The organism is Pantoea sp. BR_17 (genome assembly GCF_041955125.1).
Lineage (GTDB): Bacteria > Pseudomonadota > Gammaproteobacteria > Enterobacterales > Enterobacteriaceae > Pantoea > Pantoea stewartii.
The window spans coordinates 290,522-304,036 of record NZ_JAVAXT010000002.1; the positions used below are offsets into that span (position 1 = coordinate 290,522).

14 protein-coding genes are annotated in these 13,515 nt (G+C 56.9%); 1 reads left to right on the forward strand and 13 read right to left on the reverse strand.

The features are described 5' to 3' along the window. Positions 1-35 precede the first annotated feature (35 nt). The 13 genes from RAC60_RS04915 to RAC60_RS04975 all read right to left on the reverse strand — a co-directional run bounded on the left by RAC60_RS04915 (position 36) and on the right by RAC60_RS04975 (position 10,922). Positions 36-2,354, reverse strand: a complete 2,319-nt coding sequence (locus tag RAC60_RS04915) for an MMPL family transporter (protein WP_375092792.1) — start codon at positions 2,352-2,354, stop codon at positions 36-38. Further along, positions 2,323-2,928 carry an outer membrane lipoprotein carrier protein LolA gene (locus RAC60_RS04920; protein ID WP_058708672.1) on the reverse strand — a complete coding sequence of 202 codons (606 nt, stop codon included), beginning with the start codon at positions 2,926-2,928 and terminating at the stop codon, positions 2,323-2,325. Before RAC60_RS04920 ends, RAC60_RS04915 begins: the two co-directional genes overlap by 32 nt. Then, positions 2,925-3,347 carry a thioesterase family protein gene (locus RAC60_RS04925; protein WP_039338828.1) on the reverse strand — a complete coding sequence of 141 codons (423 nt, stop codon included), beginning with the start codon at positions 3,345-3,347 and terminating at the stop codon, positions 2,925-2,927. Before RAC60_RS04925 ends, RAC60_RS04920 begins: the two co-directional genes overlap by 4 nt. 3 nt (positions 3,348-3,350) lie before the next feature. Then, entirely contained in the window at positions 3,351-5,042 is a 1,692-nt protein-coding gene (locus RAC60_RS04930) for a glycosyltransferase (RefSeq protein ID WP_375092794.1), read from the reverse strand. Next, on the reverse strand, positions 5,033-5,386 hold the full coding sequence (locus RAC60_RS04935) for a hydroxymyristoyl-ACP dehydratase (RefSeq protein ID WP_058708670.1): 354 nt from the start codon (positions 5,384-5,386) through the stop codon (positions 5,033-5,035). Before RAC60_RS04935 ends, RAC60_RS04930 begins: the two co-directional genes overlap by 10 nt. Next, complete coding sequence (locus tag RAC60_RS04940) at positions 5,373-6,734, reverse strand: AMP-binding protein (RefSeq protein WP_375092796.1); 1,362 nt, start codon at positions 6,732-6,734, stop codon at positions 5,373-5,375. The genes RAC60_RS04935 and RAC60_RS04940 overlap by 14 nt, the downstream gene beginning before the upstream one ends. Further along, on the reverse strand, positions 6,734-7,312 hold the full coding sequence (locus tag RAC60_RS04945) for a hypothetical protein (RefSeq protein WP_205952580.1): 579 nt from the start codon (positions 7,310-7,312) through the stop codon (positions 6,734-6,736). The genes RAC60_RS04940 and RAC60_RS04945 overlap by 1 nt, the downstream gene beginning before the upstream one ends. Positions 7,313-7,318: 6 nt before the next feature. Beyond that, on the reverse strand, positions 7,319-7,570 hold the full coding sequence (locus tag RAC60_RS04950; protein ID WP_039338833.1) for an acyl carrier protein: 252 nt from the start codon (positions 7,568-7,570) through the stop codon (positions 7,319-7,321). A gap of 12 nt (positions 7,571-7,582) precedes the next feature. Next, the gene (locus tag RAC60_RS04955) at positions 7,583-7,840 is read right to left on the reverse strand and encodes a phosphopantetheine-binding protein (RefSeq protein ID WP_039338834.1); all 258 of its coding nucleotides are present in this window, start codon (positions 7,838-7,840) and stop codon (positions 7,583-7,585) included. Then, a complete protein-coding gene (locus tag RAC60_RS04960) occupies positions 7,821-8,654 on the reverse strand; it encodes a lysophospholipid acyltransferase family protein (RefSeq protein WP_375092798.1) in 834 nt (277 codons plus the stop codon). The genes RAC60_RS04955 and RAC60_RS04960 overlap by 20 nt, the downstream gene beginning before the upstream one ends. Beyond that, positions 8,633-9,355 (reverse strand): beta-ketoacyl synthase chain length factor, encoded by a 723-nt coding sequence (locus RAC60_RS04965; RefSeq protein WP_058702133.1) that lies wholly within the window; start codon positions 9,353-9,355, stop codon positions 8,633-8,635. Before RAC60_RS04965 ends, RAC60_RS04960 begins: the two co-directional genes overlap by 22 nt. A 40-nt stretch (positions 9,356-9,395) precedes the next feature. Next, positions 9,396-10,466: a class I SAM-dependent methyltransferase gene (locus RAC60_RS04970; RefSeq protein WP_375092799.1), complete on the reverse strand. Its 1,071-nt coding sequence runs from the start codon at positions 10,464-10,466 to the stop codon at positions 9,396-9,398. A gap of 66 nt (positions 10,467-10,532) precedes the next feature. After that, complete coding sequence (locus RAC60_RS04975; protein WP_185199968.1) at positions 10,533-10,922, reverse strand: hypothetical protein; 390 nt, start codon at positions 10,920-10,922, stop codon at positions 10,533-10,535. A gap of 1,200 nt (positions 10,923-12,122) precedes the next feature. On the opposite strand from RAC60_RS04975, the gene RAC60_RS04980 reads away from it, so the two are divergent. Further along, positions 12,123-13,409 carry an MFS transporter gene (locus tag RAC60_RS04980; RefSeq protein WP_058702136.1) on the forward strand — a complete coding sequence of 429 codons (1,287 nt, stop codon included), beginning with the start codon at positions 12,123-12,125 and terminating at the stop codon, positions 13,407-13,409. The last annotated feature ends 106 nt before the right edge of the window (positions 13,410-13,515 follow it).

Consider the following 13,515-nt stretch of genomic DNA (forward strand, 5'->3'; position numbering starts at 1 on the left):
CCCGCATGTTTTCAGTAAACGCACAGTCAGGTTTCTCATCGTCTTTTCTTCTCTTTTTTTGTCGGCATCGCCAGGGGCGCAAGCAGCCAGGCGGTGAAAATCCCGCTGACCAGTACGATCCCGAAACTGCTGATGGCCTGGGTGGCGCTGAAAACCAGCATGCCAAGCGTCAGCAACGTCGTCATCATCGCCAGCGTGATGGCCAGCATAGAGGTCAGTGGCGTGCCGCGAGGATTACTGAAAAACAGCGTGTAATTGATGCCAATACCCAGCACCAGCACCTGTGCCAGCAGCGAAAACAGGTTCACCGCGTGGCCGCTCAACGCCAGTACGGCCAGGCCACAGCTCAACGATAATACGGACGGCACCAGGCTTATCGCCCCTTTGCGCCAACCCAGGCGCGCGATGGCTCCGCAGGCGATGACCGCCAGCGCCACCAACAGCAGTCCCGTCAGGATATGGCGGTACAGAGCAAACATCGCATCAAAGGTGCTTTTGCGGTCCACCCAGGCCACGCCGGGCGTCCCCTGGCTGAGCGCATTCAGCGCCGCGCTGTCTTTCACGCCGTCAACCGGCACCAGCACGCCGCTCTCGCCGTTCTGCAGCGTCAGCCACAGCAACCGCCAGCCTTCGCTGGCCGGGCTGGCCAGCCAGTCCGCGACGGTCACCGGCATCGCATTCAGGTCCGGATTGACCGTGGTTATCCCGGCCGCCTTCAACGCGCGGAGCACCATCGGCGCAGCTTCGGTTAACAGCACCCTGTCCTGTGTCTGACGGGCCAGAGAATTCAGCGGCACGGTGCGGTAACCCTTCAGCAGCCCCTGCGCTTTCGCCTTCTCCAGCACCGGCGTAAAGGCTTCCAGCCGCGTCAGCGTTTGCTGGGCGTTCTGGCCGTAAATCACAAACCATTTTTGATCCACGCTCTGGCCCGTCAGCGCGGTAATCGCTTTTTCCTGCGCCAGCACCGTAGCCGGTAATGCCTGCAACTGCGCAATATCATCATCTACGTGCAGCCGGGCAGCGCCCACCAGCGAAAAGAGTGCCAGCGCCAGCGGCAGGCCGAGCGACAGCTTTTTGTTGCGCCGCCAGGCCGCCAGCCAGCGCAGCATCAGCACCATGGCGGGCACCGGACGTACAGGCAGCCCGCGGCACAGCCACGGATGCCAGAACACTACCGTCAGGCAGGCGGCACTCAGGCCCACTGCGGCAAAAAGCGCCATCTGGCGGATGCCCGGGAACGGCGCGAGCATCATAATCAGATAGGCGGCTACTGTCGTCAGCAGAGCCAGCAACAGTGCGTTACGTACTTTCGCCAGGCTCTGCCAGGGCGAGGCATCGGCTCCGTGCACCATGCGCTCGGTGAGATAATAGAGCGTGTAATCGGCAGAGATACCAATAATGCTCATGCTCATCACCAGCGTCATCAGATGCAGTTCGCCAAACACCAGCAGCGTGACAACGGTGCCTGCCAGCGCGCCCACACCAATCGAGAGCAGGCACAACAGAATCGGCCGTAGCGAGCGAAACACAGCCAGGATGAGCAGCAGCACGCCAAGCACGGTAGCCAGCCCCAGCGTCGAGACATCGTGCTTCGCCTGCTGACTGGCATAATCGCTGTAAAACACCGTGCCGCGCGATAACAGTTGAGCCTGTGGATGCCCGGCCTTGAGCGTTTTTTCCAGCGCGCCGAGCGTACGCACCAGCTGATGCGTGCGCTGCATATCAAATGATGAGCCAGCCAGCTCACCGTGCAGCAAATACCAGTAATTACCCCGGCTGTCCTGCGTCACCAGCCAGCCATCCATCAGGCGCAGCCGTTGGCCATTTTTCGCCATCGCCAGCTGCGATCCGCGCATCAGCATCAGCGGATCATTTTGTAACTCTTTGCCGCTGACGCCGGAAAAAGCCGAGTAAAGCTGAGAGAGGATCCACTGCGCCTGTGCCTCGCCGCCGTTTTGCAGCCGCTGACGGGTTTCGCTGTCGATCATGCCGTTACGGTGCTGCCAGAAAAACGATCCCCAGGCCTGCTGACTGTCGGCATCCATCGGACCTTTCACCCCGGCCAGCATGCCGGATTGCTGCAACAGCGTCAGCCAGTCGCGGGCAACCTGGGGATCGGCCTGCTTACCGGGGCTGACCAGCCAGACCAGTTGCCTGTCGAGACGCTGCATAAAGCCGTCGTTCAACGCAGGCGGAATCGTGCCCAGCGCCTGCTTTGGCAGCATCGCCAGCACACTGCTGTTCAGTTGCGCTTTGGGCAGTAGCGTCAGGAGCAGCATCACCATCACCAGACAGACGAAGCCCCATAACAGCGCGGGCCGTTTACTGGGCGGCAAAGCGTTGGCGTTCATCATCGGTCAGTTGTGCGGGTGTCAGTTGGTGGTGCGAAAGCGTGATGTCGGTGCGATCGCCCTGCTTATCATTCAGTTGGATCTGCTCCAGAAAAGTTTTTCCGGCCAGATCGATGCGGGTGAAAATCTTGTCCAGCGGCGTCGTGATCGGCGTCAGGCGCAGCGTCCAGCGGCCCTCGCCTTTGTCGGCAAACGCGACGCGGAAGTTCTGCTCCAGCACCTTACGATCCGCCTGGAACAGCGCGCGCAGCAGGTGATTAAACTGGAACATCTGCGGATTGTTCTCGGCGGTGATAGTCTGCGGCGGCTGACCATTAATCACCTGCACCATGCGTTTATCATCCAGCAACAGTTGCATCGGGAACGGGCGGGTTTGATCCCACAGCAAGCCCTTGTCGCGGGCGATCAACATCGTCCCCTCGGATCGCAGCGGCTGCGGCATATCCTTGATCGTGCGCACCTGATCAAAGTGGGCGCGGATCACCGGCTGCGCGGTAAAGCGCTGCTGCAGATCATCAAGCGTCAGGGCGCTGACAAACGGACTGATCAACAGCGCCAGTAACAACAGCCCTCTCATGGCGTGACTCCCATACGTTCAAACAGAATAGCCGGGCAGACAAAGCACATCTCACGACTTTGCTCGTGTACCGCGACCTGAATGGTGTAGCCCGTCGTGGTGCGCTTGCCGCTGTCGGCATCGAAAATTTCATAACCAATGCGCAGACGGTTTTCGAATTCCTCTATGCGCGCCCGCACGCGAATGCGCTGTTCAAAGGTGACGGCGTGGCGGTATTTCACTCGCGTATCCACCACCGGCCAGACGTAGCCGGACGCTTTCATCTGGCGATAGCCATAGTCAAACTGATTTAGCAGCGCCTCACGGGCAATCTCGAAATAGCGAAAATAGTTGCCATGCCAGACCACGCCCATCACATCGACATCATGAAAGGGAATGGTCAGCTCGACATCGACAGTAAAACGGGGATCGTTAAGCACCCTTCACTCCTTGTCTTTGCTATCCGGCAGTTGCCAGAAATCGAAAAAGTTAAACCAGTCGAGCGGCGACTGGAGTGCGTAATGCTCAAGACGTTCAGCATAGCGATCGATAGTCTGCTGCAGCGCATTTTGCCGGTCGGTGCGCGGCAGCAACAGCGGATCGGCGAACGGCTCGCAGTGAATATGCAGTTTGCCCTGCTGACGCAGCGCGAAAATCAGATCGACCGGACAGCGCAGAATCGACGCCAGAATAAATGGCCCCTGCGGGAACGGTGCGGGTTGGCCCATAAACCGGCTCCAGCAAATGCGCCATTCCCCGCCGCGCTGCGGATTGACCGCAATGCGGTCGCCCACAATCGCGATCCACTCGCCGCGATCCAGCTTTTCTTTCAGCAACATCGCAGTATCCGGGCCGATATCGGTCACCGGCATCAGGTTCAGGCCTGCCTGCGGGGCCATCTCTTCCATGATTTGCTTAAAACGCTTTGCGTTGTCGCTGAACACCAGCGCATTAATGACTTTACTGCTGTTCAGTTGCGCCAGCGCCCGACAGGCTTCCACATCGCCCAGATGCGAGGCCAGCAAAAGTTTGCCCTGCGGATTACGCAGATCGAGCAACGCTTCAGCGCCGGGGGCAAAGGTAATATCGCGCCCAACGTGCAGCTCGCCGCGCCAGCTGGCAATCTTATCCAGCATCACCTGACCAAAACGCAGGAAGTGTTGGTAGCTGGTCAGGTTGGCGGGCACCGGTTTCTGCCGCACCCGCAGTTGCTTACACACACGCGCGAGCCAGTTCTGTGAGGCGTGACGCGCGGTGGTGGCTGTCAGCCAGTACACACCGACGACCGGATACAGCAACAGCGTAAACGCCCTGCGGCCCAGTACGCGCCAGACCAGCAGCATCAGTCGCATCCCCCACAGCCCTTTGACCTCTTTCTGCCGCGCCCAGTGCTGCGGAGAACGGCGGCCCAACAGGGAAGGAATCCGCGGCAACATGCCGAAAAACAGTCGCGTGTGCATCAGGGAAATGCGCACGTTATCTTTGAAGGCATCGAAATGCGACAGGCCGTCCTGAGGATAAGTCACGCGGGTGGGCACAAAGTAGCTGGGATGGCCCTGCCAGTAGAGCCGCACCATCACTTCGGTATCGAAGTCCATGCGCCTGCCGAGGGTGGCATGCTGTGCCAACTGTAAGGTGGGCGCGATGGGATACACGCGAAAGCCGCACATGCTGTCTTTTAACTGCAGGGACAGCGTTTCGATCCATACCCAGACGTGGGTAATCCAGCGACCATACAGGCGCGAGCGCGGAATTGACGCATCATAGACGGGCTGCCCGGAAATCAGCGCCTCGGGATGCTGTTGCGCCAGCGCCAGCAGCGCAGGAATATCCTCAATCGCATGCTGCCCGTCCGCATCCACCTGCACGGCATGGGTAAAACCGGCCTGCGCCGCGACCTGCATCCCGTGCATAACCGCTGCCCCTTTACCGGCGTTTTCCGCCAGGCGCACCAGCGTCAGCGTGCTGTTTTCAGCCGCCAGCCGATCCAGCACCGTCTGGGTTGCGGCATCGCTGCCGTCGTCGACCAGGATGCACGGCAGGCCGAACGGTGCCAGGCGCGTCAGCACCGTGGCGATCATCGCACCGTGGTTATAGCAGGGAATCAGGATGCAGGGGGAAAAGGTCAGCGACATAACCGGATCTTACCGCTGCTGGCGGTATGGCGCGCGTCACCGGCGTGACGCTGATAGCTGAAACTCAGCATCTGGCGCGCGTCCTGCCAGCTAAGCGCGAGCGTCACGGTGCTGTCCGGCAGCAGCGGCGACTGAAACTTCACGTTCTGAATGCTGTGAAAACGCCAGCCGGGCACCAGCAGCGTGGTGGCGTAATGCATGACCCAGTCCATCTGTGCCACGCCGGGCAACAGCGGCTGCACGGCAAAATGTCCTTTGAACCAGAACAGTGACGGATCAAGGTGTAACACAATCTCAGCCTCATCGGGCTGCGACTGATGGCGCTCAATTTCATGGGGTTTCATGAAACCACTCCTGTAGCTGCGCATAAACACGCTTGTTCATACTGTTAACCGGGATCGCGTCAATGACGCGCCAGTAACGCGGCACGGCAACCGGCTCCAGCCAGGGCTGCAGCGCCCGCCGCCAGGCCAGCTCCTGCTGCTTCGACGGCTCACGCTGCCAGTGCTGGCGCGCCGCTGCATCCAGTACCAGCAGCGCCCCAATGGCCTGCCGTCCATGCCGTAACACCGGCACCGCCGCCGCCTCGCGGACTCCCGGCAGACTCAGCAGGCGCTGTTCGACCTCACTGAGTGAAATCCGCTTCTCTTCAATTTTCACGACCTGGCCACGACGGCCCGTCAGGCTGAACTGACCGTCTTCCTCGAAACGCAGAATATCGTCGAGCGTTATGCCCTCTTCTTCTGCAATCAGCGGCGAAAACACACGTAATGTCTCGTCCTGCTGATGAAAGCGCACGCCTTGAAAGGGTTGCCAGCGCACCGCCTCCTGCTGGCGGTAACGCCAGGCAAGAATGCCGGTTTCGGTACTGCCATAGATCTCGTCGGGCCAGATCTGTAGCCACTCGGCGGCCTGCACGACATCCTGCCAGGGTAACATGCCGCCCGCGGACAGCACCATCGCCACCGGTGGCGGCGTCAACTGAGGATCCAGCCGTTTCAGGAAGGCCGGGCTGCTGATAAAAGCATAGCGATAATCATGACTCAGCGCGCTTAACTGCTCGGCGTACCAGAGCATTGCCGCATGCAGCGGCAGCCCGAGCGCCATCGGCAGCATGATACGAAATGACAGGCCGTACTGATGCTGCGGGACAACAGAAGCCACGATCCGGCAACCGGCCAGGCGTTCACCAAACTGCGCCGCCAGCAAGGCCGCTTCGTCATCAAGGCGTTTCACCGCCTTACGCACCCGTTTGGGCTGTCCGGTGGAGCCGGAGGTAAACAGTTCAACGGCGGCATCGTCGCGGATTGGCGGCAACGTCTCTGTCGCTGTGGCGGCGGCCATGGACGCGCTGATCACCAGCAACGGTCCCTGCCAGCCCAACGTTTTTTCACTCAGCACGCCATCAAACAACGCACGTTGCTCGTCAAGCAACGCCGCCCGACAGTGGCCGGGTATGACCGGCGTTTTGCCTGCGTGCAGGGTCGCCAGCAGGGCAACAATAAACAGATAGCTGTCCTCAAAGCACAGCGCCCAGCGGTCACCTTCCTGCTGCTGCAGTAAATGAACCAGGCGGGCAACGTCCTGCCGCAGATGGCCGAGCGTCCAGGTACGATCGTCCAGCCAGGCGACGGGCAGATCAGACGGGCGCGGAGCGCTGAGCCACTGAGACAGGGGAAGAGTCTGCGTCATTATCGTTCTCGTTTCATCAACTTACGGCGTACCAGCCACTCGCCCGCCATCAGCGTGCCCATCAGCAGATAGGCGATCATACCGTTCCAGGCCGTCCATAACCGCATATCCCCGTGCAGCGCGGTCCACAGCGCAATGCTGCCGTTGAGGATAAAAAAGAGGCACCAGATTTGCGTCACGCGCCGGGTATAACGTACGCCTTTTTCAGGCAGATTCGGCTCCGTTACCCTGGCGAGTCGCTCGACCAGCGGCATGGCTGACCAGAGCGATCCGCCAAACACCGCCAGCATGACGCCGTTCACCACCACCGGATAAAAAAGCAGGAGCTGATGCGTTTTCAGCAGATAGCTGGCCGCACACAGGGCAATGCCTGCCACCGCGACAGTCTGGGTGATCGCACGCATCGGCCCCGCGCGACGGCGGCTCTGATACAGCCGTGAAAGCAGCAGCAGCGCCATCAGGGGCAACAGCCAGTGCAGGCTGTGATGCGCCAGCCCTACGCTGATCAAAAAAGGCCACGCCACCAGCAGTAAGCCTGTCAGCAACGTGACAACGGGCAGCGTGCGTTTGCTGGCCATCGCGACTCAGGCTTCTTTTAGCAGGCGTTCTACCGCGTCAACCACATCCTGCACAGTACGCACGGCTTTAAACTCTTCCGGTTTGATTTTCTTACCGGTTTTCTTTTGCAGATGGACGATCATGTCGACCGCGTCGATGCTGTCCAGCTCCAGATCTTCGTACAGCCGCGCCTGGGGCGTAATCGCCTCCGGATCCGTTTCAAACAGCTTCACCAACAGGGCGGAAACTTCTTCATAAATAGCGTTTTGTTCTGTCATTCTGGCGGATCCTCAGGCACGTTGCGCGTCGATGAACGCTGCCAGCGTGGCAACGGAGAAAAAGTGCTGACGCATCTCTTCACTTTCAGCCGACAGCACCACGCCGTACGCATTTTTTACCGCCAGGCCCAGTTCGAGTGCATCGATGGAATCCAGGCCTAAGCCATCACCAAAGAGCGGTGCCTCTGCATCGATATCGTCGGCAGTCAGCTCGTCGAGATTCAGCGTGTTGATAATGAGATTTTTGATTTCAAGGTAAAGCGCTTGCATCATTCATTCCTGAAAAGGGTGGAGAACCTGGTTGTAATTGAAGCAAAAGATGCCGGTTCAACTGCCTTGCCGCCAGTGCCGGTTCTTGTGAGTTTGCTGTGTAAAATGAGTCGATTGCTATCCGCTCCCGCACCTCAACGCTAAACAGCGGTTTGGCGGGCGGCACGTTATACCATTTGCTCTGCTTATCCAGCAGATGCTCGCTGCAGTGAATGATCACCACACGTAAATCGCTGCCGCAGCGCACGGCAATATTGGCCGCGCCTCGCTGTAAGGTCATCGGTTTATCGGGGCTGGTCCGCGTACCTTCGGGGAAGATCAAAATCGTGTCGCCCTGCGCCAGGCGCTGCCGACAGGCAGGCAACAGGGCCTCCGCCTGACTGTTGATCAAATAATCCGCCGCCCGAATCACGCCGCCCACAAACGGGTTTTTCAGCAGCGCGCTCTTGACCAGACAGTCGGTTTCCGGCATGACCGAGGCCAGCAGCACGTAGTCGATCAGCGTCGGATGGTTCGCCACCACCAGACAGCCGCGATCCTGGCGCAGATGCTCCAGCCCGCGCATGCGGTAATCCAGTACGCCGACGCCTTTTGCCACCCATAAAAAGAAACGAAAGCTGGCGGCAATGCTGCATCGGGCGATACGGCGGCGACGGCCTTTGTCCCATACCACCAGCAGCAGCAGGTTAAACCACACCACAGAAAGCAGCAGTCCACCCAGTCCGAACAGAGCAAAACAGAAGCCGGTCATCACCAGCCGCCATGCCCGGTTTACCACCGCGAACAGCCTGCTCATGCCCGTCTCCACTGCCACTGCATGCGCTCGCCCGCTAAGGCAAAGGTGGCATCGTCGTTCAGGTAATGCTGTAAAAACTGCAGGCTCTGCGGCAAGGCGCTGTCCTGCCCTGTCTGCTGTGGCCGCGTTTCGCACTGCAGGGCCTGGCCGGCTTCAATCACCAGCGCCACGGCAAAGGGCCATGTCGCCATGGGGTTCGGCAGTTGCGGAAGATAAAATTCAGGCATGGTGCCGTCGAAATCCACCATCAGCACGCGCTGATAGCCTGCCTGCAGCAGACAGATCACCTCACACAGCCCCTGCTGAAACGTGTCTTTTCCCGCAGAGAGCGAAGAGGAAACAACAGGTTTCCGGGCGGCAATGGTCAGGCTGCCCACGGCGGAGTTATGAACGGACAGGGCAAAATCGGTGGGCGACAGCGCCTGTCCTGTCGCCAGGGCCTGCAAAATTCGGAAGTTGCGTTCCAGCTCACCGTGACGGCTGGTATACAGCACGGCATCAATCTCATGCTGTCGCAGCATGGCTAATCCACATTCCACAGCCAGCTTGCTGCCCGAACTGAGGCGACGCGCGGTCATCATCGGCAGTTCTCTCAGCTTCGCCTGCGGCGCAGCCGGATCGATGGCGAGCGACAGCCGTGCCCAGTCGAGCCACTGTGGTGTTTCGCTTAATCCTGGGGCCCTGGCCTGCCAGTCAATAATGTTTAATGCAAATTTCATCAACGCGCGTCCGCGATATTCAGGTGATACTCAGGGCGCTTTACGCCGCTTTGTTATTTTTTTGACACTGCAACAACGTATGCCCAACGCCCAGGTTGTCATGACGTTCATCCACCTGGAACCCTGCCTTCTCCAGGCAGTCATAAAACGTTTCTACGCTGTAGAACGGGCTGTTGCCGTTTGCCATACAGGTGAAATAAAGCGAAGACGCATTGAGACTAAATGAGGCCGCTTCAAACTTCTGTGCATCCCAAAACAGTTCCATGATGAACAGCGTTGCGCCGGGTTTCATGACGCGGGCAACCTTGCTCAGTACGACGACGATCTGCGCCGGTGAAAAACAGTCCAGAAACTGACTCATCCACCAGATATCCGCCTCTGCCGGTAACGACGCGTCGGCAAGCATATCTGCTTCATGGAAAGCGATGCGATGAGAAAAGCCTGCATTTTCGATATTTTCACGGGCCAGCGCAATTTGTTGTGGCAAATCAATCAGGGTGACCGCGACGTCACGGTTGTATTCACAGCACCGTATTGCCCATTTCCCCGTATTGCCGCCCACATCGTTGATGGCGGCAGGACGGCTGGCGAACACATACGGAAGTGCGGCGTGAAACGCGCTGTCCGAGTAATAGTGGTCGAAGGCAAACCAACTGTTCCGCGCGGCCTCAGGAAGCTGTGACAACCCCGGATAAATCGTTGGCCAGTCGCCAAACACCTGTAACCCCGCAGGTTTGCCGGTTTCCAGCGACGCCTGAAGATGGAACAGCCCCTGATAACAAACGTCCTGGGTGAAATCCATATTCACGCGCGTCATCGCGTCATGCAGCAGATAATGCCCCACTTTCGCCAGAACATAGCGCCCGTCCTGCTGGGTGACGATGCGCCCACTCAACCCCATATCCAGCAGCACGCCCACGGCATAGACATTGATGCTGCTGTTTTCCGCAATGGCGTCCAGCGTAGCACCGGTTTTCCCCTGTTTATCCAGATACGCAAGTACACCGGTATTACGCAGACACAGCGCCGCCTGAAAAAGCATGGGCGCAAACGCAATGCGTTGCGCTTCCGTAATGGCATCCAGGGCACTGAGCGTATCCGTTTCGTACATAAGCGGGAAAACCTGCTGAGTCAAAATAGGTTTATCGGGCCATGACGGGCCCGACTTTAAAAATAATTACGGTTTTGCGCCTGCAGACAACGTAGCCTTGATGTCGTTATCCAGGGTTTGTACCCAGCGGTTATAGGTTTTATGGATCTCGCCGCCTGATGCCATCAGGTTATTGCTGCGCGCATAGGTAATGTCATAGCCACCCGCCGAGTAGTTAATGCGCACTTCGGCTCTGTGATCACGGCTCTGGTGACTCGCGTTGATGACGTCCGGACCGGCCTGCGTCATGGTCCACTGGCGCAGTGCGCCCGCTTTCAAAATCGCGGTTTTAACCTGTTCCTGCGTGTAGCCTGCCGCCAGCGTGGTGTGAATCTGGGCAATTGGTGCCGTACGGGCACAGCCTGATAACGCACTCACAACCGCTACCGCGGCGAACCACTTCATATACTTTTTCATTCAACATACCTGTCTGTGTGAAGTTAATAAGAACAAAATCATTAGCGTGAAAATAATTATCATTATTACCATGCAGGACTTATTTGCGTTAAATTAAACGCAACCAGTGTTGGCTGATAGCCCGATAAGCGGCCGCAATGGTCTTATATTTACTCTTTTACTTCAACAAAATTAATTAACGAGTGGAACAGCCGTATTGTGGCCATGCTGTTATCACAGGCCGAGGGGATAATTTAGCCACCTCAGCATAAGCCGCGTTATTAAGGCACCGCTCATCAGACGGATAACATTTACGTTATGTAATGCGTTCCAGCAAGGTTATTTCCCCCGGGCTGGCGCGACGATCCTGCCACATTCACGATTTGACGCCAGGCACGTTGCACGTTCACCGCGACGTGGGGCCGGGCTCATCGCATCAGGTTGGCCGGGATTTGGCGCGGTGCGGGACGATGACCAGCGATATTATCCGCAAAGGAGACGTCAGCAGGATTCCGGGAGAAGCTAAATCGCATTTTTTCATGCTTCCTTATTGCTGCCATGGAGACCTTCGCTCCGAACCCTGAAGTCTTTTTGCGCGATATGCGCTGATGAGCCTTACAGGCATCCTGTAACAGGAGACGTTCAGATTCACACAACGGTATTTAACCGTGCCTGCTTTAATAAACGATCGTTTATTAAAGCAGGCGCTTGCCTTTTCGGTACGGTATCTGCATAACCTAAAATCCCGGTTTATTTTCCCCAAAAAAGCTAAAACCCAGGCTCAATTTGGCTTCCTCAATTTATGTGCCCTGTATTTTCTCCTTACCTCATCACTCTACTTGCTCTTATATTTTGAGACACCGGTATAAATCCGCTGGTCTGAAAAAAATAAAAAGCACCACCATCATGAAACGCACTACGAAAAACCATGATGTAAAAAAACCTGACTAATTTTAATTAAAAACATCACCTTGCTATAACATTATCTTTACGCACACGTTGGTTAACCGCATGGGTTAACCCGTTCACATTTTTGGAATATCGTTAAAGCGATAACGATAATTATTGTGCCAGCTCACGTATTCTCTTCCCACTTTCGAGACAGAATCGCTCGCCTTTACGAATACATGGGGATTTTTACGAATTAAACCAGCTTTTTTAATTTAAGTTTCACCTTATCCCTTTCGCTAATAATTTGGGAAATTTTTAACAGGATTCATGATGAAAACGATCAGGCATTACAGATGGCATATGATCTTACTGGTGTGCTTTATTACGATCATTAATTACCTTGATCGTACGGCGTTAGGTGTGGCTGCACCGACCATTATGAAAGAGCTGGATATCAGCAAAGAGCATTACTCCTGGGTGGTCAGTGCCTTTCAACTGGCTTATACGATTGGTCAACCCATCGTGGGCTATGTCATTGACACCATTGGCCTCAAACTGGGCTTTTTTCTCTGCGCCATGATATGGGGCGTGGCCACGCTGATGCATTCGCTGATGGGATCCTGGCAGGGCCTGGCGGCGGTGCGCGCGATTATGGGCTTCAGTGAAGCCTCTGCGATTCCGGCTGGCGTCAAAACCGCCTCCACCTGGTTTCCGGCGAAGGAACGCGGCATAGCTACCGGCGTATTTAATATGGGCACCTCGTTCGGAGCAATGCTGGCACCGCCGCTGATTGCCTGGTGCATCCTGTTTCACAGCTGGCAGTTTGCGTTCATTGTGGCAGGCATACTGGCGATTCTGGCAGCCTTCGTGTGGCTCTTCTTTTATAAAGATCCCAAAGAGGCCAAACGGCTGTCGGCAGAGGAACGCGCCTATATTGAAAGCGGACAGGAAAAACACCTTCATACTACGAAGAAAGAGAAGACCTCGCTTGTGCGTATCCTGAAGCAGCGTAATTTCTGGGGCATCGGGATCTCACGGTTTCTGGCCGATCCGGCCTGGGGCACGATCAATTTCTGGGTGCCGATCTTCTTTGTTGAAACCCTGCACTTTAGCCTGAAAGAGATTGCGATGTTTGTCTGGCTGCCCTTCCTGATGGCCGATCTGGGTTGTCTGGCCAGCGGCTTTGTTGCGAAGTTCCTGAACGATCGCGGGATCAGCCTGATTAATTCCCGCCGTATTACTTTTACGATTGGTGCCGTTCTGATGACCACTATCGGCCTGGTCAGCGTGGTTGAAAACCCCTATGTTGCCGTCCTGCTGATCAGCATCGGCGGTTTCTCCCATCAGTTGCTCTCGACCGTCGCTTCTACGCTGGGTGCCGATCTGTTCAGAAAAAACGAGGTGGCCACCGCGGTCGGTATGGCGGGTGCCTGCGCCTGGTCCGGTCAGTTGATCTTTAATCTGTTCATTGGCGCCTTCGTCAGCATTATCGGCTTCGGTCCGTTCTTCGTTGCGCTGGCGGTATTTGACCTTATTGGTGCGGCGGCACTGTGGGGATTGATTCGGGAGCGGAAGGAGGCCGATGAGGGAGAGGCCGGGCTGGCGGCATCGCATTAACGCTTCTTTTGTATTACTGAGAGGCACGCTGCATGGCGTGCCGCTTTTCTCATTTTCTAAGCGCAGAGAATACTGCATCCATCCCGTAAAAATGGGCTTCAAAAAA

What these genes read in the sequence shown, in the direction of transcription:
- RAC60_RS04975 (WP_185199968.1), bottom strand. Translation starts at nt 10,922, where the DNA reads ATGAAAAAGTATATGAAGTGGTTCGCCGCGGTAGCGGTTGTGAGTGCG.
- RAC60_RS04950 (WP_039338833.1), bottom strand. Translation starts at nt 7,570, where the DNA reads ATGACAGAACAAAACGCTATTTATGAAGAAGTTTCCGCCCTGTTGGTG.
- RAC60_RS04920 (WP_058708672.1), bottom strand. Translation starts at nt 2,928, where the DNA reads ATGAGAGGGCTGTTGTTACTGGCGCTGTTGATCAGTCCGTTTGTCAGC.
- RAC60_RS04935 (WP_058708670.1), bottom strand. Translation starts at nt 5,386, where the DNA reads ATGAAACCCCATGAAATTGAGCGCCATCAGTCGCAGCCCGATGAGGCT.
- RAC60_RS04980 (WP_058702136.1), top strand. Translation starts at nt 12,123, where the DNA reads ATGAAAACGATCAGGCATTACAGATGGCATATGATCTTACTGGTGTGC.
- RAC60_RS04965 (WP_058702133.1), bottom strand. Translation starts at nt 9,355, where the DNA reads ATGAAATTTGCATTAAACATTATTGACTGGCAGGCCAGGGCCCCAGGA.
- RAC60_RS04970 (WP_375092799.1), bottom strand. Translation starts at nt 10,466, where the DNA reads ATGTACGAAACGGATACGCTCAGTGCCCTGGATGCCATTACGGAAGCG.
- RAC60_RS04945 (WP_205952580.1), bottom strand. Translation starts at nt 7,312, where the DNA reads ATGGCCAGCAAACGCACGCTGCCCGTTGTCACGTTGCTGACAGGCTTA.
- RAC60_RS04955 (WP_039338834.1), bottom strand. Translation starts at nt 7,840, where the DNA reads ATGCAAGCGCTTTACCTTGAAATCAAAAATCTCATTATCAACACGCTG.
- RAC60_RS04915 (WP_375092792.1), bottom strand. Translation starts at nt 2,354, where the DNA reads ATGATGAACGCCAACGCTTTGCCGCCCAGTAAACGGCCCGCGCTGTTA.
- RAC60_RS04930 (WP_375092794.1), bottom strand. Translation starts at nt 5,042, where the DNA reads ATGTCGCTGACCTTTTCCCCCTGCATCCTGATTCCCTGCTATAACCAC.
- RAC60_RS04940 (WP_375092796.1), bottom strand. Translation starts at nt 6,734, where the DNA reads ATGACGCAGACTCTTCCCCTGTCTCAGTGGCTCAGCGCTCCGCGCCCG.